21 protein-coding genes, 1 riboswitch and 1 other annotated feature are annotated in these 25,342 nt (G+C 31.8%); of the genes, 16 read left to right on the plus strand and 5 right to left on the minus strand.

The window, feature by feature from the left end; genetic code table 11:
* Window positions 1–13: 13 nt before the first annotated feature.
* Both B3040_RS04725 and B3040_RS04730 read left to right on the plus strand, forming a co-directional pair.
* Window positions 14–1,348, plus strand: coding sequence for a WD40/YVTN/BNR-like repeat-containing protein (locus B3040_RS04725; RefSeq protein ID WP_291570732.1), 1,335 nt, complete (start codon window positions 14–16; stop codon window positions 1,346–1,348).
* 176 nt (window positions 1,349–1,524) lie between these two features.
* A complete protein-coding gene (locus B3040_RS04730) occupies window positions 1,525–2,268 on the plus strand; it encodes a lysoplasmalogenase family protein (protein WP_291570734.1) in 744 nt (247 codons plus the stop codon).
* Window positions 2,269–2,528: 260 nt separating this feature from the next.
* On the opposite strand, the gene B3040_RS04735 is transcribed toward B3040_RS04730, so the two are convergent.
* On the minus strand, window positions 2,529–3,422 hold the full coding sequence (locus B3040_RS04735; protein WP_291570736.1) for an AraC family transcriptional regulator: 894 nt from the start codon (window positions 3,420–3,422) through the stop codon (window positions 2,529–2,531).
* Between the two features lie 266 nt (window positions 3,423–3,688).
* Between B3040_RS04735 and hydE the strand changes: the two genes are divergently transcribed.
* Window positions 3,689–4,720, plus strand: coding sequence for a [FeFe] hydrogenase H-cluster radical SAM maturase HydE (gene hydE, locus B3040_RS04740; protein WP_291570737.1), 1,032 nt, complete (start codon window positions 3,689–3,691; stop codon window positions 4,718–4,720).
* A 306-nt stretch (window positions 4,721–5,026) separates the two neighbouring features.
* On the opposite strand, the gene B3040_RS04745 is transcribed toward hydE, so the two are convergent.
* Complete coding sequence (locus B3040_RS04745; RefSeq protein WP_291570739.1) at window positions 5,027–6,502, minus strand: hypothetical protein; 1,476 nt, start codon at window positions 6,500–6,502, stop codon at window positions 5,027–5,029.
* Between the two features lie 262 nt (window positions 6,503–6,764).
* Here B3040_RS04745 and B3040_RS04750 point away from each other — a divergent pair, with 262 nt between their 5' ends.
* The 10 genes from B3040_RS04750 (at window position 6,765) to B3040_RS04795 (ending at window position 16,130) form a co-directional block, all read left to right on the plus strand.
* Window positions 6,765–8,252 carry an SPFH domain-containing protein gene (locus B3040_RS04750; protein ID WP_291570741.1) on the plus strand — a complete coding sequence of 496 codons (1,488 nt, stop codon included), beginning with the start codon at window positions 6,765–6,767 and terminating at the stop codon, window positions 8,250–8,252.
* Between the two features lie 21 nt (window positions 8,253–8,273).
* Complete coding sequence (locus B3040_RS04755) at window positions 8,274–9,311, plus strand: DNA helicase PriA (protein ID WP_291570743.1); 1,038 nt, start codon at window positions 8,274–8,276, stop codon at window positions 9,309–9,311.
* Complete coding sequence (locus B3040_RS04760) at window positions 9,295–10,119, plus strand: TPM domain-containing protein (protein ID WP_414632521.1); 825 nt, start codon at window positions 9,295–9,297, stop codon at window positions 10,117–10,119. Before B3040_RS04755 ends, B3040_RS04760 begins: the two co-directional genes overlap by 17 nt.
* Window positions 10,120–10,168: 49 nt before the next feature.
* Window positions 10,169–11,311 carry a hypothetical protein gene (locus B3040_RS04765; RefSeq protein ID WP_291570747.1) on the plus strand — a complete coding sequence of 381 codons (1,143 nt, stop codon included), beginning with the start codon at window positions 10,169–10,171 and terminating at the stop codon, window positions 11,309–11,311.
* 42 nt (window positions 11,312–11,353) lie between these two features.
* Window positions 11,354–11,453, plus strand: a riboswitch (purine riboswitch).
* A gap of 134 nt (window positions 11,454–11,587) precedes the next feature.
* Window positions 11,588–12,580, plus strand: coding sequence for an adenosine deaminase (add, locus tag B3040_RS04770; protein ID WP_291570749.1), 993 nt, complete (start codon window positions 11,588–11,590; stop codon window positions 12,578–12,580).
* A gap of 292 nt (window positions 12,581–12,872) precedes the next feature.
* Window positions 12,873–13,040 (plus strand): hypothetical protein, encoded by a 168-nt coding sequence (locus B3040_RS04775; protein WP_291570751.1) that lies wholly within the window; start codon window positions 12,873–12,875, stop codon window positions 13,038–13,040.
* Between the two features lie 278 nt (window positions 13,041–13,318).
* The gene (locus B3040_RS04780) at window positions 13,319–14,371 is read left to right on the plus strand and encodes an inorganic phosphate transporter (protein ID WP_291570753.1); all 1,053 of its coding nucleotides are present in this window, start codon (window positions 13,319–13,321) and stop codon (window positions 14,369–14,371) included.
* Window positions 14,372–14,392: 21 nt separating this feature from the next.
* Window positions 14,393–15,016: a DUF47 domain-containing protein gene (locus tag B3040_RS04785; RefSeq protein WP_291570756.1), complete on the plus strand. Its 624-nt coding sequence runs from the start codon at window positions 14,393–14,395 to the stop codon at window positions 15,014–15,016.
* Between the two features lie 102 nt (window positions 15,017–15,118).
* On the plus strand, window positions 15,119–15,856 hold the full coding sequence (locus B3040_RS04790) for a hypothetical protein (protein WP_291570758.1): 738 nt from the start codon (window positions 15,119–15,121) through the stop codon (window positions 15,854–15,856).
* 118 nt (window positions 15,857–15,974) lie between these two features.
* Window positions 15,975–16,130, plus strand: a complete 156-nt coding sequence (locus B3040_RS04795) for a hypothetical protein (RefSeq protein ID WP_017415165.1) — start codon at window positions 15,975–15,977, stop codon at window positions 16,128–16,130.
* Window positions 16,131–16,314: 184 nt separating this feature from the next.
* On the opposite strand, the gene B3040_RS04800 is transcribed toward B3040_RS04795, so the two are convergent.
* Complete coding sequence (locus B3040_RS04800; protein WP_291570760.1) at window positions 16,315–17,268, minus strand: CAP domain-containing protein; 954 nt, start codon at window positions 17,266–17,268, stop codon at window positions 16,315–16,317.
* A gap of 1,183 nt (window positions 17,269–18,451) precedes the next feature.
* On the opposite strand from B3040_RS04800, the gene hflX reads away from it, so the two are divergent.
* Both hflX and murA read left to right on the plus strand, forming a co-directional pair.
* Window positions 18,452–19,732: a GTPase HflX gene (gene hflX / locus B3040_RS04805; RefSeq protein WP_291570762.1), complete on the plus strand. Its 1,281-nt coding sequence runs from the start codon at window positions 18,452–18,454 to the stop codon at window positions 19,730–19,732.
* A 480-nt stretch (window positions 19,733–20,212) separates the two neighbouring features.
* Complete coding sequence (gene murA, locus B3040_RS04810) at window positions 20,213–21,511, plus strand: UDP-N-acetylglucosamine 1-carboxyvinyltransferase (RefSeq protein WP_291570764.1); 1,299 nt, start codon at window positions 20,213–20,215, stop codon at window positions 21,509–21,511.
* Between the two features lie 205 nt (window positions 21,512–21,716).
* Here the strand turns inward: murA and aspS are convergent, their stop codons facing one another.
* Window positions 21,717–23,006, minus strand: a complete 1,290-nt coding sequence (gene aspS, locus B3040_RS04815; protein ID WP_291570765.1) for an aspartate--tRNA(Asn) ligase — start codon at window positions 23,004–23,006, stop codon at window positions 21,717–21,719.
* Between the two features lie 360 nt (window positions 23,007–23,366).
* Window positions 23,367–23,594: a binding site (T-box leader), on the minus strand.
* A gap of 570 nt (window positions 23,595–24,164) precedes the next feature.
* Here aspS and B3040_RS04820 point away from each other — a divergent pair.
* Window positions 24,165–25,001 (plus strand): DegV family protein, encoded by an 837-nt coding sequence (locus B3040_RS04820; protein WP_291570766.1) that lies wholly within the window; start codon window positions 24,165–24,167, stop codon window positions 24,999–25,001.
* 181 nt (window positions 25,002–25,182) lie between these two features.
* Here B3040_RS04820 and B3040_RS04825 read toward each other — a convergent pair.
* The coding region (locus B3040_RS04825) for a CAP domain-containing protein (RefSeq protein ID WP_291570773.1) at window positions 25,183–25,342 on the minus strand (160 nt) is incomplete at its 5' end.

A 25,342-nucleotide genomic window follows, 5' to 3' on the forward strand; every position in this document is an offset into this window, starting at 1 on the left:
GAATTTAAAAGATATGTCCGTAAATAACTATGATAAACCAAAAAGAAAAATGCAATCCAGTATTATTGCTATTATAACAATAGTAATAATAGCCTTGAGCTACTTTATATATTATAGATATCAGCAAAGTAAAACCATAATTCTACCTGTTGAAAACTATTTTATTGAGAGTAACACAGAGGGAATTAATCTGGTTGGAGAAAAGTGGCTTAAAGAATATATGGGTCAATATCAACAAAAGTATCTACCTCGTAACAAGAAAATTATTAATTATACTATTGATAGCATTAATGTTTTAGAAAACAACATAATTCAAATAAACTTTTCAGTTGTTCCAAAGAAATTAAATGAAAACCTAGCAGTTCTTTTAAATGGAGCAGTAAAAGAAGATAAAATACAATGTCAATGGGTTTTATGGTTTACAGAAAAACCAACTTCTAATGAAAATAGTATTTATACTGTGACAAAGTTTCAAAGACCTGCAGGGTATGATTTAGAAAAATATAACACTAGTGGTGAAAAAGAAAAAGACGAATACAAAAATAAATATGTAAATGAAGTTCCGTATAAAGAACAAAAGTATACATATAAAATTCAAGATAGGATTTTATATGTTAGTTATGATAGTGGAAAGGCGTGGAAGGAAGTCCCTGTTTCTTTAGAAGCCTTAGTACAGGTTGGAGATGGGAAAGCTTATTACAATAAATTGCAAGAGGGAAGCTATGTGATTACTCCAGAAAAGACAGCTTTTATCTATGGTGGCTCCAGAGAAAGTGAGCTTATGATTACTTACACAGAAGACATGGGGGAAAATTGGAGTACAGCAAAAATCAACTCAGATTTAGATAGTGCAAGAGTGAGATTTTGTAGTTTTCCTAGTGTAAAAGTTGGCTATGCAATTGTAGCAGGTGGTAGAGCTATGTCTCAGGAAGGACAAAGTATTTATCAAACTACTGATGGTGGAACTACATGGAAAGAGATGGGGGCTGGACCAAGAACCAGTTTGTTATATTCCGGAGGATTCATAGATGAGAAGGTGGGGTTTATGAGTTATCCAAAAATTGAGGGAGCTGAAACAAATTTTTATAGAACAGAAGATGGCGGAAAGACCTTTGAGCCAATAGTATTACCTGTAGTTAAAGAACAGTGGATGGGAGTAACTTTGGAACCCTTTATTCAGCCAGAAATACCCTATGTTGAACAGGGCCAATTGTTTCTTTTGGTAGGGCAAGGAGAACAAGGGGATTTTAAAGGTGGTACTGTAATGGCAAAATATAAATCAAATGATGGAGGGAAAACCTGGGTATTTGTTCAGTTAGAAGATCATCCTATTGAAGAGATTGGATAAAATAAAGAGTTAATTTATTATTTTAAGGAACTAACTTCTTATCCCTACTACAAGGGAAGTAAGGTGGTTCCTTTAATACTTTTAGAGCTTATGAATAAATTTCAGATTATAAAGGAAGTAGAAATTTACCTTAACGCATATACTATAACAAATAAAATGTTAGGGTGAGTTCATTTATGATAAATAATTTAGGGTTACTTAAGAGAGCATGTGTTAAATTCAGTTCAATAATAGTTATCTTAATTTATATAATATTTTTATACATAGATGTTATTACTAAAAGTTTGGGAAATGTGCATTCAATATATTTAAAGTACTCTGTTATTTTACTTTGCCTTATTATAACTCTACTCATAGGTAGTGATGGGCATAATAAAAGAGATACTTTTTTACTACAATTAGCTAGATTCTTAACTTTAATTGCAGACTATCATCTTTTGTTAAAGGATAATTATGAACTTGGAATTTTCTTCTTTTGTTTAGTTCAAGTAACTTATATAATAAGGCATTCTCTTATGGGATATAAGAGTTACAGAAGTATTGTTTTCATTATTATAGCTTTAGGTTTAGCTTTGATAATTTCACTTAATATTAAACCTGAATATACTAATAGAAGGTTAATAGTATTTGCATTGGTTTATGCTGCATTTTTATTAACCAGTGTTTACTCAGCTTGCAGTCTCCTAAAGAGAGGTAAATATACCCAAGAGGCTTCAGTATTAATAGCTTTAGGAATGGTCTTATTCTTTCTTTGTGACTTAAATGTAGGATTGCACACTATATTAGGAATGAGCTCACTAAGAACCATGATTTCTCCAAGAACTAGTTTTTTTGCTGGATATTTAGTTTGGTTATTTTATGCACCATCCCAAATGTTTTTAACTTGGAGTGGGTTTAAAAATTTAAAAGATATATGGTGATACTTAATGAAAAACTTGTATAAACATGCAAGAAGTAAATACTAGGAAGAGGATAATTTAGTATTCTATCCATTACCGTTGTTATACATAAGGGTGATAACATAAGAGTTTTAAATAGTAATAAAGCCATGAATAATAAAGAACTAACTTCTTCATTTATCCATGGTTTTTATGATATTAAATTGGTTAATATTTCTTCTATGACAATCTCATGTTTTAGTTCTACTGCAAAATATGAGATTCACAGGAAAAATCCCACATTATTTTTTTATTATTGGTACATAGATATCCATGGAAAGTTTTTCATACTCCCAAGGGTGACAACGTTCATCATAAAATTCAAAATCTAATTTTGAATCATCAATTTCATAATCTGAGTTTGGAAGCCATTCTTCAAGAATATATTTCCAAGTACCTTCAATTGAGACAACAAAATTTTCATCTTCAACGGTAGGTGTAGTGAAAACAGCGTAAGTTGCCTTAGGGACTTCCAGATCATACATATCTTCCTTAGCATTTATAAAGTCAGTAACCTCCACCCCTAATACGTAAGAAAATTCGTCTGAATCTAGATTAGTGTTTACGCAAATTCCATATTCTCCGTGCTTTACAGTGTTTTGAGAAGCATATAAGTTTTTCTCAGCATCTCCAGTACTACATTTATCCCAAAAGGCAGGAATATCTCTTGAGTGAGCATTGTTTTTTAAGGTAGTTTCAAATTTATAACCAACAACTTTAAAAGCCTGTTTCTCAATTATTTTAGGTTCCATTATAACCCCTCCAATTTTAATTTCTTTTAATTTCTTTAAGTCAACTCTTTGAGGCATTGTTATAGGGGCGTGAATTCGATAAAAATTTGGAGCATATCCAAAATATTTTTTAAAGGCCTTAGTAAAACCAGCATGGGTTTCAAAACCATAATTTAAAGCAATATCTAATACTTTTCCTCCATTACTTAGTTCATATAAAGCAAATTGAAGCTTTCGTTTTGTAACATAATTCATTATGGTTACACCAACAATATCTCGAAAGATTCTATAAAAGTGATAAGATGAAAATCCAGCAAAGCTTGCTAATTCTTCACCAGTAAGTTTTTCTGTTATATGATTATCTATATAGTCTAATACCTTTTGAGTTATATCAATATAATCCATTGAGGCCTCCATTAATTAAGATTATTTCAGTACTGTAAATATATTGTATCATATAGGTAGGTATAGTTCTTTTCCTATTTTGCTAATATTTAAGAAGTATATCATTTTACTAAACTATAAGTTAAGCTCCATTGATATATTTGTATGGAATGTTCTTAAATTTCTGATATAATGTAAGCAAATACAGAAATTTATTTAGTACAGAAATTTTATTGTATTTAAATATATATAAATTTGTAATAAGAACAAAGTTAGGAGGCGTCTTTATGCTGGATTTGATTAAAAAGGCAGAAGAAATACATCAGTTGATCAAGGAAGAAATAGTTTCCTTATTAAATAGCAATGAGTATGACAAGGAGCTTTTTGAAGCTGCTGATAGAGTAAGAAGAAAGTATGTTGGAGATGAGGTTCATTTAAGAGGATTAATTGAGTTTACAAATATATGTAAGAGAAACTGTCTTTACTGTGGACTTAGAGCACAGAATAGTAACATAAAAAGATATAGACTTCAACCAGAGGAAATCGTTGATTTAGCTAAAAAGGCTGTTGGTTATGGTTACAAGACGTTAGTGCTTCAAGGTGGGGAAGATGATTATTATAATGTGGAGAGAATGACTTATATAATTAAGGAGATTAAAAAGCTTAATGTAGCAATGACTCTAAGTCTTGGAGAAAAGACCACTGAGGAATATAAAGCTTATAAGGAGGCTGGAGCAGACAGATACTTATTAAGAATTGAAACTACAGATAAGAAGCTTTATGAAGATATGGACCCAGGTATGAGTCATGAAGAGAGGATTAGATGTCTTGAGGATTTAAAGGCACTAGATTTTGAGGTTGGTACAGGCTGTTTAGTTGGACTTCCAAACCAGACTATGGAATCTCTTGCAGAAGATATACTATTCTTTAAAAGCATTAATGCAGATATGATTGGAATAGGACCTTTCATACCTAACGAAGATACTCCACTGAAAGGTGAAAAGGGCGGAGATTTTACTGTTAGCTTAAAAGTTATGGCAATTACAAGGTTACTACTTCCAGATATAAACATTCCAGCTACAACTGCTATGGAGTCTTTAAATAAGCAGGGAAGAATTATTGCACTTCAAAGTGGAGCAAATGTAGTTATGCCTAATGTTACTGAAGGAGAGTATAGAAAGCTTTATGCTCTTTATCCAGGGAAGATTTGTGTTAATGATACTCCAGGTCATTGCAGAAGTTGTATTACCGGAAAGATAAATGGTATTGGAAGAAGAGTTTCAGGAGAATATGGATTTAGAAATAAGCATAAAAATTAAATTTCATGAGTTCTTAAAAAAATAAGCTACAATGAAATATATTTACCAATAAAAAAGGAGATGGACTTATCACCATCTCCTTAAAATTTACCCAAAATTATTAAAATTAGTATTATAAGGAACCAAAAACAAGACTTAACTTATACATTAATCTTACATGGGTTCCCTTAAGGCTTTGGGGAATGAACAAAATACATTCTCACCTTGGAAGTCTAAAGTAAACTATATATCTGTAATAAAAATTATCAAGGATTTTATCTGTATATTTTGATTAATCTTGTTGATACATTCAGTAGTTATTCTATGCTATAAACAATCTCGATAACATGGACCTTGGGGTTCAGATCTCCAAACCTCACAACCTTCATAAGGATTTGCTGTTCCTACATAAAGTCTGCCATCATCAGCTGAGAAGAGTTTTCTAATCCCATAGTTCTTAGGATTACAAAGACCGTTTAAAGAAACGGGTAGCCAACATTCTCCACTTTCAGAAACCCATAGGTCGCCTCCCATAGTTGGAAGTGACCTTAAAATAAATCTTAGTATAGCTTTTATTATAGGAATAAGATTACCCAAGTTTTCTTCATTTAAGGAAGGAAGGGTTAAATTATTTGGTAAAACTATATCTAAGGCAGGTGGATTATTTCTTAGAAGTTCTATTATATCATCTAAATTGCTAATTATAGATAAAATAATAGTAGGAATAAGCACTGACCAATCCCAAGTACCGCAATAAAGCTTACCGTTATATTCTTCTAATTGCCAGCAGTAGGCATTGGAAATGAATCCAAAACCAGCTGGAATTCTTGGATTTCTAATACCATCAGTTGTAGGGTTAGTAGGGGATAGTGGTGTACTTCCAACTACTACTTCCCATCTATCGTTTTTACATACTCTTATCAAATCAAAGCCCTTTGGAGGGATTATCCTTGGATTAGAAGGAGTACTTGCTATACTGTAAATACCAAACCAAATTCCAGTACCTACATATAGGTGACCCTTAAAGGCTTTCATGCTAAGCGCATGTTCATTATAAGCATCTCCAGCACCTTTATCCACAACTAATTTCCATTGATTCTCTATGGGGTCATACCCTCTAGTGCGCCAAACTTCGAAACCTCCTGGTCTTGAGGTTCCAAGATAAAGATGACCATTAAAGGATTCCATAGAAGCTATTTCTCCTCTTGGATTGTCCACAGTGCCACCAAAGGTCACTCTACGCCAACCAGCTAGGGGATTTTCTGTTTCATATAAAATAGTTTCATCGCTGCCACCTAAGCCAGTCATAACTCCCATAAAAAGTCTACCATTGTGAACTATCATAGCTCTTACGGTATTTCCAGCTGAAAGACCAGTATTTGCTTGTATCCAATCGGTGCCATTCTCACTGACTAAAATATTTAAACCAGTAAAGTTTCCTCCAGCAGCAACAAGAATTTCTCTTCCATCCCTTAGAGTATAGTTAATCATAAATCTAAAGCCGTTACTAAAATTTTCAGGAGTTGACTTAAAAACTCTTTCCCAAGGTTCATTTCCATTTTTATTATAGCGCCAAATTTCCGCATTCATATCAGGTGGAAGAACTGGAATAAAAGCTTTTGGAACTCTATCTGGTGGAATATTAAAAACTCCTACCGCAACCGAGAATACTATATTTCTTCCTGTACCAACATAAATATAATCACCTAATTCAGACATTGACCAAGCGTAGTTGTTTTGCTGACCAAGAACTGGATCTGGATAAAACCCGTTATAGGGGGTGATTTTATTTAATCCTATCATAGTATTAACTCCTTATTATAAAATTTTTTATGCTTGTACCATGTTGTAATATATTATATGTGTAAATGTAATTTCAGTGACAAAGAAGGTTACTGTAAGAGCTACAAAATATAAAAGCATTAATAAGGTAGTTTATGATATAATTAATTGTAAGATTTTTTAGATTTAAGTATTTTATGGATAAATAAAAGTAGTATTTCATATTAATATTACTAGTAATTATAGGAAAATGTTATTTATATTTGGAAAGGAAGATAAATTCATGGGTATTTTTAAAGCAGCTATTAGTTCAATTGGAGGGACCTTTGCAGATCAGTGGCTTGAAACCATTGAACCTGAACAAATGGATAATTCCACCTTGGCTTCTTATGGAGTTTTTGTTAGAAAGGGAGATTGGCGTAGTTCAAATAGAAGAGGCAGTGAAGATGTGATCTCCAATGGATCAATTATACATGTGCCTGAAAATGTATTTATGCTTTTAGTTGATGGAGGAAGAATTATTTCAGCGACAGATGAACCAGGGTATTATGAAGTTGATAACTCTAGTTCCCCATCTATATTCTTTCAATCAGAACATGGGGCCGAAATTTCGGAATATGGAAATTCAGTTGGAGGAGCTATTCAAAGATCTGAGGGATTAATGAATACTTTAAGAGATTCTTGGGAACGTTTTAAGTTTGGCGGCATAACCCCAGTAAAGCAAAGGGTTATTTATATAAATAAACAAGAAATTCCTAATATTAGATTTGGAACAAGAAATCCAGTTTCTTATACTGATAGGGTATTAGTACCAGGAAGAGTAGTACCATGTAAGGTTACATCCTTTGGAACATACTCAATAAAAATAGGAGACCCTATACTTTTTTATACCGAAGTTTGTAGCAAGTCAGGAAAGAGTACTCTTACAACTAGTCATATGGCAGAACAATATTTAAATGAATTTTTACAAGCATATACTACTGCTCTAGCAAGTTTAGCTGGAAACCATGTACTAGTTTCAGATATAGCAACAAAAACCATGGAGCTTGGCCAGTATATGGCTGAAGTTTTAGATAAAGAATGGCTTACTAATAGAGGTTTCTATATCCATAGTGTGGGTATTGCTGGAATATCCTTTGATGAGAAAACAGATAGCTTACTTGAAAAGTATGCAAATGACTCTATATTATTTGATCCAAATGCAAGAGCAGCTCGTATGACAGGAAGTCTTGCTTCTGGGTTAGAGGCAGCAGGGGCTAATGAGGGAGGAGCCATGCTAGGATTCGCAGGAATGTCTATGGGCATTAATGCTAGTAATGCCATGGGAACTATGAATAATCAGCAAGTGGTGAATCAACAAAGTAATATTACATCAACACCATTAGGTGGATGGACGTGTACTTGCGGAAATAACATGGCTCCTGAAGCTAACTTTTGTTTTAAATGTGGAGCTAAGAAAGCTGTTAAGAAGCTTAATGAAGAAAATGGATGGCAATGTAGTTGTGGAAGAAAAGTTAGTGAAGGTATGTTCTGCCCAAGTTGTGGATCTAAGAGACCAGAAGATAAGAAGTGGACTTGCTCCTGTGGCAAGGTAACAGAAGACTTGTTTTGCTCTAACTGTGGTAGAAAGAAGCCCGATAGCTCAGCAAAAGAAGTAAGGTTTAAATGCAATAAGTGTGGATGGGTTCCAGAAAACCCTAAAAACTCACCTGCCTTTTGTCCAAAGTGTGGAGATAAATTTGATGATGCAGATAAGCAATTCAATAGCTAGAAATTTGTGAGGAGAGTTATAATGAGTTCAGTAAAAGAGTATAAGTGTCTCAGTTGTAAAGCAGGGTTGGAATTTCACCCTCCAACTCAGAATTGGAAATGTAATTATTGTTTTAGTGAATTTACAAAAGAGCAGCTTGATGATGCGTATCAGCAAGAAGAAAGTAAAACACCAGAGGAGGATAATCTTGAGTTAGATTCCTATAAGTGCACAAGTTGTGGAGCAGAACTAATTGCAGATGGCACCACTTCTGCTACCTTTTGTTTGTATTGTAAAAGCCCAACTATTATCAAGAGTAGATTTTCAGGCAAGTTTAAGCCTAAAAACTTAATTCCCTTTAGATTAACTCAAGAAGAAGCTAGAGATATTTATAAAGAGTGGATTGGAAAACGTAGATTTGTACCGGATGAATTTAAAGGAAAAAGGGAAATTGATAAGATAACAGGAATATATGCTCCCTTTTGGCTTTTTGATTGTCATGTAGAGGGAGTTATTAATGGAGAGGGAACTACGGTAAGCTCTTGGTCTGACGGTGAATATAGGTATACTAACACTAGATATTATAGAGTTTTTCGTAGAGGAAATGCAGAATATCACAAAGTTCCTGTGGATGCCTCAAAAAAGTTAGATGATAAGTTCATGCATTTAATTGAGCCATATAATTATGAGGATTTGAAGGATTTTTCTATGCAATATATGTCAGGATTTATGGCTGAAAAATATGATGTGGAAGCATGGGAGGCCAGAGGGGTTTTAAAGGAAAGAGTTGAGGATTACTTTCAGGAAAGATTAAAAAATACTGTGGATGGATATGCAACTTACTCTACTAGAAGTAGTGATGTAAATATATCTAATGCTAATGAGGACTACTCTATGTTACCTATATATCTGTTAATAAATAAATATAAGGGAAAAGAACATGTGTTTATGGTTAATGGTCAAACAGGTAAAGTGGTTGGAGATACTCCTATTAGTGTGAAAAAACAAGTGGTTTTTGCTGGAATTATATTTTTTGCAGTATGGATGATAGCTGTGTTTGGAGGTGCTTTATTTGTTTAAGAAAATTGGCACTATAACTCTTATTTTTATTTTTCTTATTATGATGCCTACAATTAAGGTTAGTGCAGCTGAAGAAAAAAATGTTAAAGATTATATGAATTTATTACAAAACAGTGAAGCTCAAGAAATTCAAACCATGATTGAGGATGTAAAAAAGGATTTAAGTCTTGACGTAGTTGTAGTTATCACTAAAGATACTAAGGGGAAAAGTTCTAGAGCTTTTGCAGATGATTATTATGACAATAATGGCTATGGAATTGGAACAGATTATTCAGGGATACTTCTTCTTATTAATATGGAAAAAAGGGAAGCTTGGATAAGTACCAAAGGTAAGGCAATCAATATATTTACTGATGGAAGAATAAAAGATATGATAAAGCAGGTTACCAAGGAACTTGGTAGTAAAAAGTATGGAGAGGGCTGCAAAGTTTTTATTAAAGCTGTAAGTAACTACGGAAAACTAGGGGTACCTGAAGGACAGAAAGTTATAAAAGATCCTACAACACCCAAAGAACCTTATTTAAAGAGAGTTAAAACAATAATAAAGTTCTTCCCAATGTATTTAGTAGCTGCTGGTATAGCTGTAGCTACCACTGTTATAGCCTCCCTGTCAAGCAAAGGTAAAGTGACAATAAATAGCAGAACCTATGAAGGTGGCACCTTCAAGTTATTAGATTCGAGAGATGATTTCATAAGAGAAGCTATTTCAAGAACTAAAATAGAAACTTCAGCTAATAGTGATAATAATAGTAGCACTCACACTAGCAGCAGTGGAGAAACCCATGGTGGCGGTGGTGGAAGCTTTTAAACAGTAGGTTTTAGAGGATAATAAACTTAAAATACAGGGGGATAAAATAATGGACTTAAGTTCTAAGTTAATAATAGTAGAGGGACTTCCAGGGGCGGGAAAATCTACCATAGCTCAATTTATTGCACATCAACTTCAAAGAAATAATATAAGGGCACAATGGTACTATGAAGTAGGTTTATATCATCCCTTAGAATTTTGTAGTGTTGCATGTTTAGATAGGAAAGATTATGAGGAACTACTAAACAAATACTCAGATTTCAGAAGTATATTAGAAACAGAAGTAGAAAAAAAGTATAATAAATATTTTTATAAATATATAGAACTTCAACGTAAATATAAGAAAGTATTACCAGAAGAGCTTATTGAACAATTAGAGGGTTTAGATGTAGAAAATAGTAACGTGGAAAGTTATATGGATCTTAAAGGTAAGAAATGGGAAGAGTTTAGTAAGAAAATAGATTCATCAGAAGAAATTACTGTTATAGAAAGTAGTTTATTTCAAGGTCCCATCGTTACTATGCTTTTAAGCAATAAACCACGGGCAGAGATTAAAAAATATGTGAGTAAGCTTTTAACAACTGTTAAAAGATATAATCCCACATTAATATATCTCTATGAAAAAGATGTGGAAAATTCCATTAAAAAGATTTTGGAATTTAGGGGAGCTGACTTTACAGAATATATTGTAACCATGATTTGTGAAAGTAGTTATGGAAAAAGCAAAAACTTAACTGGCATAGAGGGTGCAATAGAATTTTTTAGAGAGTATAGGTCTATTGGAGATGAACTTTATGATGAACTTGGCATAAATAAGGTGGATATAGAGAATTCAGAAGGAAATTGGGATAAGTATAGGGAAGATATATTAAAGTTTTTAAAGGTGAAACATTTAGAAGATGGAGCTGTACCTTGTGACATTTTAGAAAATTATGTAGGAACTTATTTTAATGGAGAAATCCAAAGGAAAATTCCAGTAGTGCTAGAAAAGGGCAGATTGTTTTTTTACATTAATGAAACTTACAAAGAAAGGCTTATACCAATTTACAACAATAGTTTTCACATAGAAGCAAGTACCTTAGATGCAATTTTCTTAAAAAATGAATCAGGGAAAGTGGATAGACTAGTAATAGGTGGACGAGATACTGCAACTTCTTATGGAGAGCCTGGTATGATTTTCAAACGTATTTAAAAGTATCTTGACATTAAAAATAATAATCATTATACTAATATAAAAATAATGATTTTTCAACTTCGTATAACTCCAATAATATGGTTTGGGGGTTTCTACCAGGAGCCAATAATTCCTGATTACGAAGAAAATACTCTATGTGTATTTTCTTCGTAATCAGGATTTTTTTATTATACAAAATTTGTTTATTTCACTATTTAATTGGGTTCCTTTTAATTGGTTAAGGAATAGATTAATAGTCAATAATTTATATATTTAAGTTAGGGGGATAAGAATATGAGTTTATTAAAATTACCTAAGGTTGAACTTCATTGTCATTTAGATGGTAGTGTGAGACCTGAAACAATAATTGATATAGCAAGGAAAGAGAATTTAAGTATTCCATCTTTTGATATAGATATAATAAATGAACACGTCACTGCACCTTTAGATTGTGAATCTTTAGATGAGTACTTAAAGAGGTTTTCTCTTCCAAACTTAGTAATGCAATCAATGGAGAACTTAAGACGAATTACCTTTGAATTACTTGAGGATTGCGCAAGAGAAAATGTAAAATATATTGAGGTGAGATTTTCACCAGTTCTTCATATGAAAAAAGGACTTACTATAGAACAGGTTATAGAAAGTGTATTGCAAGGAATTAGAGATGGAGAAGAAAAATATGATATAAAGGGAAACTTAATACTAGGATGTATGAGAACCATGTCCGTAGAAAAAGCTTTTCAGGTAGTTGAAGAAGGTAGAAGGTTTCTTGGTAAGGGAGTAGTTGCTATAGACTTATGCTCTTCTGAAGAAGAAGGCTTTTGTGAAAAGTTTTATCAACCAATTTCTTTAGCCAGAGAATATGGGTATAGAGTAACTATTCATGCTGGAGAAACTGGTATTGGAAAAAATGTATTGGAAGCTGTAGAAATGTTAGGAGCAGAGAGAATTGGACATGGAGTGTATATAAAAAATTGCAAGGAAGCTTATGATGTTGTTAAAAGTAAGCAGGTGGTTCTTGAAATGTGCCCTACAAGTAATGTTCAAACAAAAGCAGTAAATAGCTTTATTGAGCATCCTATACATGATTTTCATAAGGACGGGATAAGGGTAACAATAAACACTGATAATAGAACTGTATCAAATACAAACATGACTAAGGAATGTGAAGTTGTATTGAAAGAGTTTAATATGAGTCATGAGGATTATAGAAAAATATATTTCAACAGCATAGAAGCATGTTTTGCTGATTGTAAAACAAAGGAAGAGTTAAAAAGCTATATTTAAAAAATTATTAACAATCCTTAAAGTAATCTTAGTTTTAGGGATTTAGCTAGTTAAGTTGAAGTTATATTTATATAAAATATATAAGAGTTGCCATCATATTACTATTATACAACAATATGAAATTGAATAATAAGAGTTCAAAACATAAAAACAATAATTAGTAAGGGCTAGCTATAATGCTTTCTATTATTATTACAGGATTTACGGAAAAGTTGTTGTTCACTAGTAATTATTGGCATATAATTGATGTAAGGGTTTATTAGTTGTTCAAAAATTTTACAGGAGGACTTTTATGGGGTTTTTATATGGTATTTTGGGCTTGTTTGGGGTTTTAATAGTAAGTGTTTATTTGCTTAACAAAATAAGCAGCAGAAAAGCTAATTCCTTTAATCAAGATAACAATAACAATTTGGCTCAATTTCAAGAAAATGATTCTCAAAATGGACCTACCAACTTATAAAAAATGAACATGTATAATTTCATAAGAATATCAGTTAAAGTAGTAAGAAAAAATAATTTCTTGCTACTTTTCTTTTATATAAATAAAAGCAACATAATTTTGGATAATATATTACTCTAGAGAACAATATATTTGAAGAAGTATTTAGAAAATAGAAAATATTCAATGTTAAATCTATGTTAAGTTTATGTTACTAATTGATATTCTATAAAACTAGTGCTATATTTTATTTGTGACTAAAGGGAGTTATCAATTTTCAAAATAGGTGGAGGTTAGAAATGAGTATTACTTTGGGAGATTTTTTGCAGCAGCTAATATCAAACCCGGCATTATTTATAATAGTATTACTTACATTGGGTGTTATTTTAGTAAATGGCTGGACTGATGCACCTAATGCAATTGCAACTTGTGTTTCTACAAGAGCGATTAGTCCAAAGAAGGCCATAATAATGGCTACAATTTTTAATTTTTTAGGCGTATTAGTTATGACAATATTTAATGCTACAGTTGCACAAACCATTTATAAAATGGTTGACTTTGGAGGAAACTCTACTGATGCATTAATTGCACTATGTGCAGCATTGTTTGCAATTGTATTATGGGCAACAGCAGCCTGGGCTCTTGGAATTCCAACTAGTGAGAGTCATGCTTTAATAGCAGGACTATCTGGAGCGGCAATAGCATTACAAGGTGGCTTTTCAGGTATAAATGGTGAGCAATGGATGAAAGTTATTTATGGATTATTTATGTCCACTATAATGGGTTTAGGATTTGGTTTTTTAGTGGTTCGTATTATACAAGTGGTATGTAAATCTATGGATAGACGTAAAACTAAAATGTTTTTCCAAAATGCACAGGTGGCTGGAGGAGCAGCAATGGCGTTTATGCATGGGGCACAAGATGGTCAGAAGTTTATGGGAGTTTTCATGTTAGGTATCTTTCTTGCCAATGGCCAAGCTAATGTTACTAACTTTACAATTCCTATATGGCTAATGGTGCTTTGCTCCTTAGTAATGGCACTTGGTACTTCAATAGGCGGCTATCGTATTATTAAAACGGTAGGTATGGGTATGGTAAAATTAGAAACTTATCAAGGTTTCGCTGCTGATGTAGCAGGAGCGGTTTGCTTATTAGTTTCTTCTGTGTTTGGTGTACCTGTTAGTACTACTCACACTAAAACAACAGCAATTATGGGTGTTGGTGCTTCAAAAAGAATTTCAGCTGTTAACTGGAGCATAGTAAAAGAAATGGTACTAGCTTGGGTTTTAACATTCCCTGGTTGTGGTATCGTTGGATATGTAATGGCCTATATTTTTATGAAAATATTTTAAAAGCGAAAGGAAAGTATAAGAATGAAAGATAGTAGAGATTTTAATTATTTTAAGGCTTTTGTTGAGTTATCAAATTTTTCATTAAAAGCTGCTGAAATTTTAAATGATACCTTACATAATTATGATGTGAAAACTGCAGAACAAAAAGTAAAAGAGATGCATAATATTGAACATACAGCAGACCTTGAAAAACATAAAATAACTAATAGATTAGTTAAAGAATTTCTTCCACCAATAGAAAGAGAAGATATAATCAGCATTACTGATAATATTGATGATGTAATAGACTCAATAGAAGATGTGCTAATTGGTGTTGAGATGTATAATGTGCAAGTTATTAGACCAGAAATAATTAAGTTTACAGAGTTAATAATGAACTGTTGTAAATCTATGAACTCTGCATTAGTAGAATTTGAGAACTTTAAAAGATCAAAAACTCTTCATGATGCTATTGTAGAAGTTAACCGTTTAGAAGAAGAAGGCGATATGCTTTATATTAACGGGGTACGTAATCTATACAGAAATTCAAAAGATCCAATTGAATTAATGATATGGACAGAAATATACCGCTTATTAGAAAAATGTTGTGATAGTTGTGAAGAAGTAGCAAATAATATTGAAAATATTGTAATGAAAAATTCTTAATTAGATAAAAATAGAGTAGCATGGATTTATTCCTGCTACTTTTTTACTATAATCAAATTCTAATTTCTTTTAAGTTACCATTATAAATTTAGGGGGACAACTATGAATTATTTAGATTTAGAACATTATTATTACAGAATAAGGAAGCTTCCTCTAAAAGAATCTTATGAAAAGGCTGAAATACTAACCGCTGACTTCTTTATAGAGAACCAAGGAAGTATGGAGATTTATTATTGTACTCATAATGAATATGTTAATACAAAAGCTAAGATTTTTATAATTGGAATAACTCCTGGATTTCAACAAATGAGTAAGTCCATTGCTGTAGCACGGAAGGCCATTGAGAGAAGCATACCCTTAGAAGAAGTACCGTATATATGTAAAAGTGAAGGAAGATTTTATGGAGCCATACGAAAGAATATTATAGATATGTTAAATGAATTAGAGCTAAACAAGGTGCTAGGAATAGAAAGTTGCAGTGAGCTATTTGGAAGCAAAGATTACTTACTTCATACTACTTCCGTTATTCCTTTTGCAGTATTTGTAGATGGAAAAAACTATACAGGCCATAGGCCTAAGCTATTAAAGAATGATTTACTGTTGAAGTATGTAAAGAACTATTTCTATCCTCAAGTAAAAGCTTTAAAACATGGACTATTTATACCTCTAGGCAAATCTGTGGAAGAAGTTCTTGAGGATTTAATTAAATCAGGAGTATTAAAGGAAGAACAATGTCTAAAAGGCTTTCCTCATCCTTCAGGGGCTAATGGACATAGATTTACTCAATTTGAGCAAAATAAGGAAAAAATGAAAAAAATAATTAAGAATTATCTTCAGTAATAACTTTATAGTAGGAATAAGCTATAAAAATGTGGTAAAATACTTTTGTGAAAATTATAAGTTAAATAAAGTAATAGTAAATACAATTGCTAATAAATAGATTTTAAAGGAGATTACTATGTCAGAGAAGAATGTAGAAATGATGAAAAAAATTATCGAAGCTAAAAAAGCAAAAAGTGCAAAACAAGGAGCGGTAGAAAGACCAGCAAAAACTTTAGGTCAAGGACAGAAGGCTAGAAGAAATTCTAATGGAGGAGGACTTTTCGATAAGTAGTAGTAAAAATTATAAAGAAGATGAATGAAATGATTATGAGTTTTTTTTATAGTGGTAGAGTAATAATTGCTTAACATAAAAACAACTAGTAAATAAAAGGGAGCTGTTACACAACTTATAAGTAAGTTAGTCGTGTAACAGCTCCTATTATATTCCTAAAAGCTAAATCATTTAAATTTTAATATTAATTAGTTGAGAAATGTTGAGTTGCGTAAACATAGTTTCCTTGGCTGCTGAATACTACTCCTGCCCCCATTTTAGTCCAATTAGCACTTAAAATGTTTGCTCTGTGTCCTGGAGAGTTCATCCATTGATCAACTAAATATTTAGCTGTAGTTGTAGCTTCTGGGTAACCTTGGCTGTAGAATATATTTTCACCATATCCATTAGTGTTATACTTGAAGTATTTAGTTGCTAAGTCCATTGGGCTAGCGTTGTTTAGAGATGGTGTGTTGTGCTCAAAGTAGTTATATTGAAGCATGTTATTAGATTTATATCTAGCAATTGGTCTCATGTTTTCTTCCCAAGCTAATGGCTTAAGTCCAGCCTTGGTTCTTTCTTGATTAACATAAGTTAGTATTTCCTTTTCCACTGCATCTAGATATTTAAAGCTCTTATTATTTGGATTAGCAGGTACACCACTTGGTACTGTTGTACTTGGCGTTGTAGCTGGTTCTTCAACTTTTGGAGCTTCTGTTTTTGGAACTTCTTTTGAAGGTACTTCAACCTGTGGAGCCTCTACTTTTGGATCTTCAATTACTGGAACCTGAGTCTTTGGTTCTTCTACAACTGGAGTTTCAGTTTTAGGATTTTCTACTACTGGAACTTCTACGTTATTATCTTCATTTGTTACTGGTGTTTCTACTACTGAATTGTCTTCATCAGCAACTACACAATTATCACTAGGTAATTGAACTTGTACTGGTGCAATACCATCACAAGAATTTCTTAAGTTTAAAGGTAGATTTATAGTTTGTCCACTATTTTGTGAATTTGAAATCTGGCTTTGAACTATTTGCTGCGTAGGAAACTTTGGTATTTCAACTTTATTTGTAGCTGTTCCAGCAGCTACTCCTGAAGCAGAACCTCCTGCAGTAAATAGAGATAAAACTAAAGCTAATAATTTATTTGTTATCATATATCAACAACTCCTTATTTTTTATTTTGCTCCTTGCTTTCTTGGGGGTATGTGTAACTCCATCTTGCAATCAGTAGCTTTTATTTCTTAGGTGCCTTGCTGATGAACATATCTTAACATGGGATAAAAACTAAAACAACCCCTGTCCAACATTTTCATAATGGGGGTAAAACAATCCAGATTTCATTAATAAAATTAAAAAAGCGTCAACTTATTTTCATTATTAAGAGGGGGAGGGTGCTAATTGAGAAACATATAAAGCATCGTTATAGTTTTTGTGGATTTTAATATTTTTTAGCAGAAGATTAAATACACTTATTTATGATTAGCAAAAAAAACTAAGTGTATATAGAAATATTTTGAGGATAACTTTCACTAACAGTGGTAATCTTGGGGGAGTGGCTAAGGAATAAAAAAACTTTCCATCACCTGCATCCATAGTAAACTAGTAAGGTTATATGGAAAATTATTGAATCAAATGTTGATTTACTGTTAATATTTATGTTATAATTAATTGAAAAGTTAAAAGGTGAGGTGAAAACGGTGTTAATTTTCTTTTTAAGATTCCGTAATTTAGTTTAATAAAACAACTAAATAATTGATAAGGTACAAAACTCTAAGAGTTTTGGTTTATTTGTTATGCCTTATTCAGGACTCTTTCAAAGAATATTCATAACCGCTTTAATACCAAAAAACATCTTTATTTAAAAACAATTTATATTAACTGCCATAATGTTTCTTTAGCAGGCTTTGCTGAAGAGAAGCTTTATGGAAGAGAGTGGGTAGTAATTTATTATTATTTTTATTGCCTTCTATATATTTTTGTTTTGTTAATAATGTATTTTAAGGTTGCAGGTGACGTGTGTTCATTTGCAGCCTTTTTATTATGCAAGGAGGAATTAAAAATGATTTTAAAGGCATGTATATTCAGTATCAGATTAAGAGCTTAATACCGGTATTATGACTTCCTACATGAAGGTATGTACAAAACTAACTATCATAGGGCGTTTTGATATTATTTTACCCCATGTACCTTTTAGGGAGTTCTCATTTAATTTTTACTTGCAAAGTAGAATCCCTTTAAATGTGGAAATTGTCATGATTCCGTGCTATGAGAACTAAAAATAGCAAATTCAACTTATTGTAAATCAGTAAGTTGATTATTTAAAGGAGAGTATAGTATATGGAACAAAAACAAAAAGCATTATTAGTAGGTGTAAATTTAAACAATAAATCAGATTTTAAAGAATCTATGGAGGAACTTAGTAACTTAGCCTTTGCATGTGATTTTCAGGTCACAGGAGAAGTAACACAAAATTTAAAGGCTAGTAATAATCCACTTTATATTGGTACTGGAAAAGTTAAAGAGGTTCTTTTTTTAATAGAAGAAACACAAAGCAATGTGATTATCTTTAATAATGAACTAAGTCCATCTCAACTTAAAAACCTAGAAAAAACTTTAAAGTGTAGGATTTTAGATAGAACTGCATTAATTTTAGAGATATTTGCTCAAAGAGCACAAACCCATGAAGCAAAGCTTCAGGTTGAGGTGGCTAATTTAAAATATATGTTGCCCCGTCTAATAGGTTCTCGTGAAAATTTAGGACGCCAAAGTGGTGGTGTAGGAACAAAAAATAAGGGAACTGGTGAGAAAAAGTTAGAACTTGACCGTAGAAAGGTAGAAGAGAGAATAGTAGCTTTAAATAGAGAGCTAGAAAATGTTGTATTTCAAAGACAAACTCAACGTAAAAGACGAAGCAAAAATCGTATTCCAGTAGTAGCGTTGGTTGGGTATACTAATGCAGGTAAATCTACAGTAATGAATACAATGATAGATAGTTTTAAAATATCCGAAGAAAAGAAGGTTTTTGAGAAAGATATGTTATTTGCTACTCTTGAAACCTCAGTTAGAAGTATAGTTCTTCCAGATAATAAAAACTTTTTGTTATCTGATACTGTTGGATTTGTCAGTAATTTACCCCATGATTTAGTAAAGGCTTTTCGATCTACCTTAGAAGAAGTAAGTGAGGCAGATTTATTAATACACGTTGTAGATTATTCAAATCCAAATTATAAGCATCAAATAGAGGTGACAAAGGATACTCTGAACCAAATAGGGGCAGGAGATATACCTGTAATTTATGCTTATAATAAAGTTGATTTAGTAGAGACCACTGTTTTATTAGAGGAAAGTGATACCGCATATATTTCAGCTAAGAAAAAGGTAGGAATAGATAAATTGATAGAATTGATAAGTAAGAGGATATTTAATGAATATGTTCAATGTGAGATGCTAATACCTTATGATAGAGGGAATATAGTTTCTCATTTGAAGGATAAAGCTAATGTGAAATCTATGAGATATGAAAACCATGGAGTTTTATTAGATTTAGAGTGCAGCAAAGTTGACTTTGAAAAACATGAAGAATTTTTAATTGCCAGTGATGAAGTTACCCTAGTATAGCAGTAAATATAAAGCTAATTACAATAAAAATTTTGAAATTGTTAGCATTATTCCATCTTATTTGCTATGCTTATTATAAAGATATTAAAAACTTAAGCACCTTCAAATCATTTTATGATTTGAGAGGTGTTTTTTTTATATATAGATAATTCACTTCAAAATCATTTCAAACGTAAATATACCTTACCAAGTTAACGTGGTTATATACTTATGAGCATATTAATGTTTTTGTGTTGTTTAAAAAAGGTAAAACAATTTTAAAAGTAGGTCTTTAAAAAAATTACCAGTGGAAATACTATAATAAATAGTATAAGAATCTTTAATTGCTATAACTAACATGATATACTATATTAGTAAAATTTATAATGAAAATTGTTTATATAATTAATATCCGATTATTTTAAAGTAAAAATAAAAAAGCAACAGTGAAGCAGTAAAAGATTAATAGTACTAGTAATGTGGAAAAGGTAGGTAAGGTATATGCGTTGGATTGAGGTTGAGAAAAGTAAAAGTATAAATGGTAATGTGTCAATATCAGGATCGAAAAATAGTTCGTTACCAATATTAACTGCCTGTTGTTTATCAAATGAACCTGTAATTTTAAAAAATATTCCACACATTTCTGATGTAAAAGTTATATATGATATTATTAGTAACATAGGTGGTACTATATGTGAAGAGGGAGATAGTATAAAAATAAATCCATCCCAAATTCATAGTGCCTTTATAGAACAAGAAATGTCATCAAAGTATAGGGCGGCTTATTATTTTGTGGGAGCTCTACTTGCAAAGCAGAAGAGGGTCTCCATAGGCTATCCAGGGGGAGATGATTTTGGTTCTAGACCTATAGATCAGCATGTTAAGGGGCTGGAAGCTTTAGGAGCAAAATTTACTTTTCATAAGGATTTTTATGTGGTTGAGGCGGAAAAACTTACGGGAGCAGATATTTATTTTGATGTTATAACTTGTGGAGCAACTATAAATGTGCTTTTAGCTTCTATTTTAGCAGAAGGAAGAACGGTACTTAGGAATGCAGCTAGGGATCCTGAAGTAGTAGATTTAGCAATTTTTTTAAATAAGATGGGAGCTCAAGTTAAGGGAGCTGGAACAGATACTCTAGTTATTGAGGGTGTGAAAGAACTAAAAGGCACAGAACATTCTATTATCCCGGATAGGTTAATTGCAGCTAGTTTTCTTATGAGCGTTGGTATTACTGGAGGAAGTATAATAGTTAATAACGTGATTCCAGAGCACCTTCATAATTGCATTGCTAAGCTCCAAGAAGCAGGAATGGAAATTGAAGAAGGGGATAATTATATTAAAGCTTTTTCTGATGGCAATTTAAATGGAGTTAATATAAAGACAGGAATGTATCCCAGTTTTGCAACAGACCTACAACAGCCAATTACGGCACTATTAATTGGAGCCAATAGTCATAGTACTATAGTTGAAAATGTATATCCGAATAGATTTAACCATTGTGTAGAGCTGAATAAAATGGGAGCAGATATTATTTTGAGAGAAGGTAGTGCAGTAATTCCAGGTAGAAGAACCTTAAAAGGTGCATGGGTTCATGCTTCTGATGTGAGAGCAGGAATTTCTTTGATACTTGCAGCCTTAGGGGCTGAAGGGGTTACAAAAATTACTGGAGTTGATCATATTGAAAGAGGATATGAAAATATTATAGATATATTTAGTAGTTTAGGGGTAAGTATAAGAATCTGTGAAAATGCCGATATTACTGATACAAATATAGAAATTGATGAGATTTATGGGTAAGCATAAATAACTAACTATGTATTTATGATCACAAGAGTATAAGTATTGTATTCTCTTGTGATCACTTTTTATATTGGCATAAATGCTTCACTTTCACTTAGTTAAGAGTTTTAAAATGCTGTGATATATGTTTATAAAAATATTTATAAACGAAAAATTCATAACAGAACTTGAAAATATTAAGAATTAGTTTTGTAATTAGATTTTATGGAGTTAACCTAGTCCTATCCCTTGGGAATAAGGAGGTTTCTCTTACATTAGATAAACCTAAAAGTTGTGCAGTAAGTCTTTCAAGACCGATTGCAAGGCCTCCATGAGGTGGCATACCGTATTTAAAGGTATTAGTATAACCTTGGTAATTTTCAGGAGTGAGCCCTTTATAGAGAATGTTTTCTATAAGCATGTTGTAACCATGAATTCTTTGCCCACCAGTGGTGATTTCAAGACCTCTAAATAAAAGGTCAAAGGAGCGAGTTTCTTCTTCACCTAAGGGCATAGTATACATAGGTCTTTTTCTTCTTGGATAATTAGTTAAAAATAAAAATTCACTACCGAGTTTTTCTTTAGAGTACCTGCATATAAGCTTTTCACCTTCAGGGTCTAAGTCACCTTCAAGGTCTGTTTTTCCATATTCATTTTTCAAAATTTCAATGGCATTACTAAAACTAAGTCTTGGTATAGTATCTTTAATCTCGGGAATACTTACTTCTAAGATTTTCAAACACTTTTCACCTTCATTTTCAAGCTTGGTGAATATATATTTTAGAAGACTTTCCTCCAGTTTCATTAAGTCTTCTTCATTTTCTATAAAACCCATTTCAAGGTCCATACTTATATACTCGTTTAAATGTCTGTTTGTATTATGCTGTTCAGCTCTATAAACGGCACCAATTTCAAAAACTCTTTCATAGCCAGCACCTACCATCATTTGCTTGTAAAATTGAGGACTTTGGGCTAGATATGCCTTATTTTCAAAATATTTTATTTCAAACATATCTGTGCCACCTTCAGCACCCTCTGCTACAATTTTAGGGGTGAAAATCTCTGTAAAACCTTGCTTAATTAAAAATTCTCTAAAACCTTCAGCAATTATTCCTTGAGTTTTAAATATGGAATGCTTTTTTTCTTGTCTTAAACTTAGAACTCTATTATTTAGCATAGTATCTAAATTTACTTCTAATTCTTTTTTGTTTATTTCAATGGGAAGTTCTTCTTGAACTTCATTTAAAACTTCTATATTTTCTATCAAAACTTCAAAGGGATTCAAGGTGTTATTACCTTCTTTTAAAAGTCCTTCTATAGAAATTACAGACTCCAATTTTAAACTGCTAATATCTATAAAATTATTATCAACTATACATTGAACCAGGCCTGTTCTATCTCTCAATATAAGGAAAGTTATAGCTTTAAGCTTCCTAACTCTATGAACCCATCCTTTAATTAATATTTTTTCTCCAATATATCTTTCTAAATTTTCTATAGTTACTCTTTCCATAATCATTCTCCTTTTTATAATAAATTCATTAATGTATTTTGAAACTGGGTGAACTTTAATTAATGTATAAAATCCTTGTTTAAGAAATAAACTTAATTGGGAAACACAAAGCCCCTTGAGTAAAAACTCAAGGGGCGAAAAATCGCGGTACCACCCTTATTAACTTAAATAATTAAGTAGAATTTTAAAGCTAAGTCAGCATATAACCTTTATGATGTTTCTTAAAGTGAAAGGTTCAATACTAAACTAGAATAAAATACTTCTTAATATTTCTTATAGATCAAATTAAATGAGGAAACAGGTAAGCCATAATTTCTCTAAAGTGGGCCCAAATTTAAAAAAATAAAAGCTCCCACTCCATGTAGGAGTGAGAGCATAAGCTTCACGGTACCATCCTAATTTGACACAAAAGTTTATTTAAGTCATCTCAATACCTTTTAACGGAGGTTGCCGGTTTGCTCTACTAAAAAAGGTTCAAGCAAACTTCTCTGGGAGGTCCTTCAATATTAATGTTCTCATGGAGCTTACACCATCCCCCACTCGCTTTGGATACTAGTTAATATTTACTCTTCCCTTCATTGAATTAAACATTTTTTATTATTCTAATACTAATATAAGCAGATGTCAAGAAAATATTACAAATATTTTTAGCATTATATAATACAGGATAAGGTATAAAAACGTACTTAACCACAAGTATGAATTATAAGATTATTTTATAAAAGCTAGGATAACCAGTTAACAACAAGGGCTTTGTGGCTATTAGAGTATTATGGTAAACCCCTTGTACAGTAAAAAAATATTATCTAAATCGAAAGTGTTTAAGTGTTTTTTAATAGAGGAATAAGGTTTAGAAAATTAGGGATTATATTAATAATTAAAGGACAAAAACTTTATAAATACTGTGAATTTTAATTATAAAATGGTATAATTAATGTAAATATAACCCAATGAGGGAAGTTATTTTAGGGGCATTAATTTTAAAATTAATATGTATGTAAAGAACTTCGAAAGCAGTAGACTTAATAAATACAGGGGTTTCTTATATGAGTTTGAGTATTTTGGTATTTAATCTTCGAATTAAGAGTAAAAAAGTAGGTTTCTACATTTTGTATTATATATTACAGGCATTTTAAAAAGATGAGGAGAAGAAGTGATATGAAAATAAAAATTATTGCAGATAGTAGTTGTGATTTATCGAAGGAAATGAAAGAAGAGATGAATATTGAAATTGCACCTTTAACCTTACAGTTGGCAGACAAAAGTTATATTGATGATGAAAATTTAGATATAAAACAATATGTTAAGTCAATGGGAGAATGCGAAACTCCACCTAAAACGTCTTGTCCATCACCACAGGACTATATTAAAAGATATGAAGGAGAGGACAGTGTTTTTGTAGTGACTCTATCCAATAAATTGAGTGGAAGCTATAATAGTGCAGTTCTAGCTAAAAACATATTTTTAGAAGAGTTTGGACAAAAGTTTATTCATGTCTTTGACTCATTAAGTGCATCTGCAGGAGAAACTGTAATTGCTCTTAAAATTAATGAACTTAGCAAAAAAAACTTTACAGAGTTAGAGATTGTGGAAAAGGTTACTAAATATAAAAAAGAAATGAAAACTTTTTTCTTATTAGAGAGCTTAGATCATTTAGCTAAGGCGGGCAGGTTAAACCCTTTTGTTGCAAAGGTAGCCAACATGCTAGCAATTAAGCCAATAATGGGGGCTACAGAGGAAGGAACAATTAGATTAGTTGAAAAAACTAGAGGCTATAAAAAAGCCTTTAATAGATTTTTAGAAATCATTGGTGAAGAGGGTAGCCATTTAGAAGAAAAGATTCTTGGAATCGCCCATTGCAATTGTTTAGATAGAGCCTTAAGTTTTAAGGAAGAAGTATTAAAGAAATATAATTTTAAAGAGGTAGTTATTGTGGAGATGAAGGGACTAAGTTCCACCTATGCGGACGATGGTGGATTAGTTATAGCTTTCTAACAAACACTTTGCTTTAATAAGAAAAAAAGATGTAGGTAAAATTAATCACCTACATCTTTTCTTCTATTATAATCAAATTAGAAAAGCTAAGCCTTAATAATATGATTAATTACATGTTTAAAGTAATTTCAAGTTTTAACCAGTGACTAAGTTTAAGCTCACTTTCAAATATAACCAACAATTAGTTAGTTGAGAAATGTTGAGTTGCGTAAACATAGTTTCCTTGGCTGCTGAATACTACTCCTGCACCCATTTTTGTCCAATTAGCACTTAAAATGTTTGCTCTGTGTCCTGGAGAGTTCATCCATTGATCAACTAAGTATTTAGCTGTAGTTGTAGCT

It is taken from the genome of Clostridium sp. UBA4548 (genome assembly GCF_002387895.1).
Lineage (GTDB): Bacteria > Bacillota > Clostridia > Clostridiales > Clostridiaceae > Clostridium_J.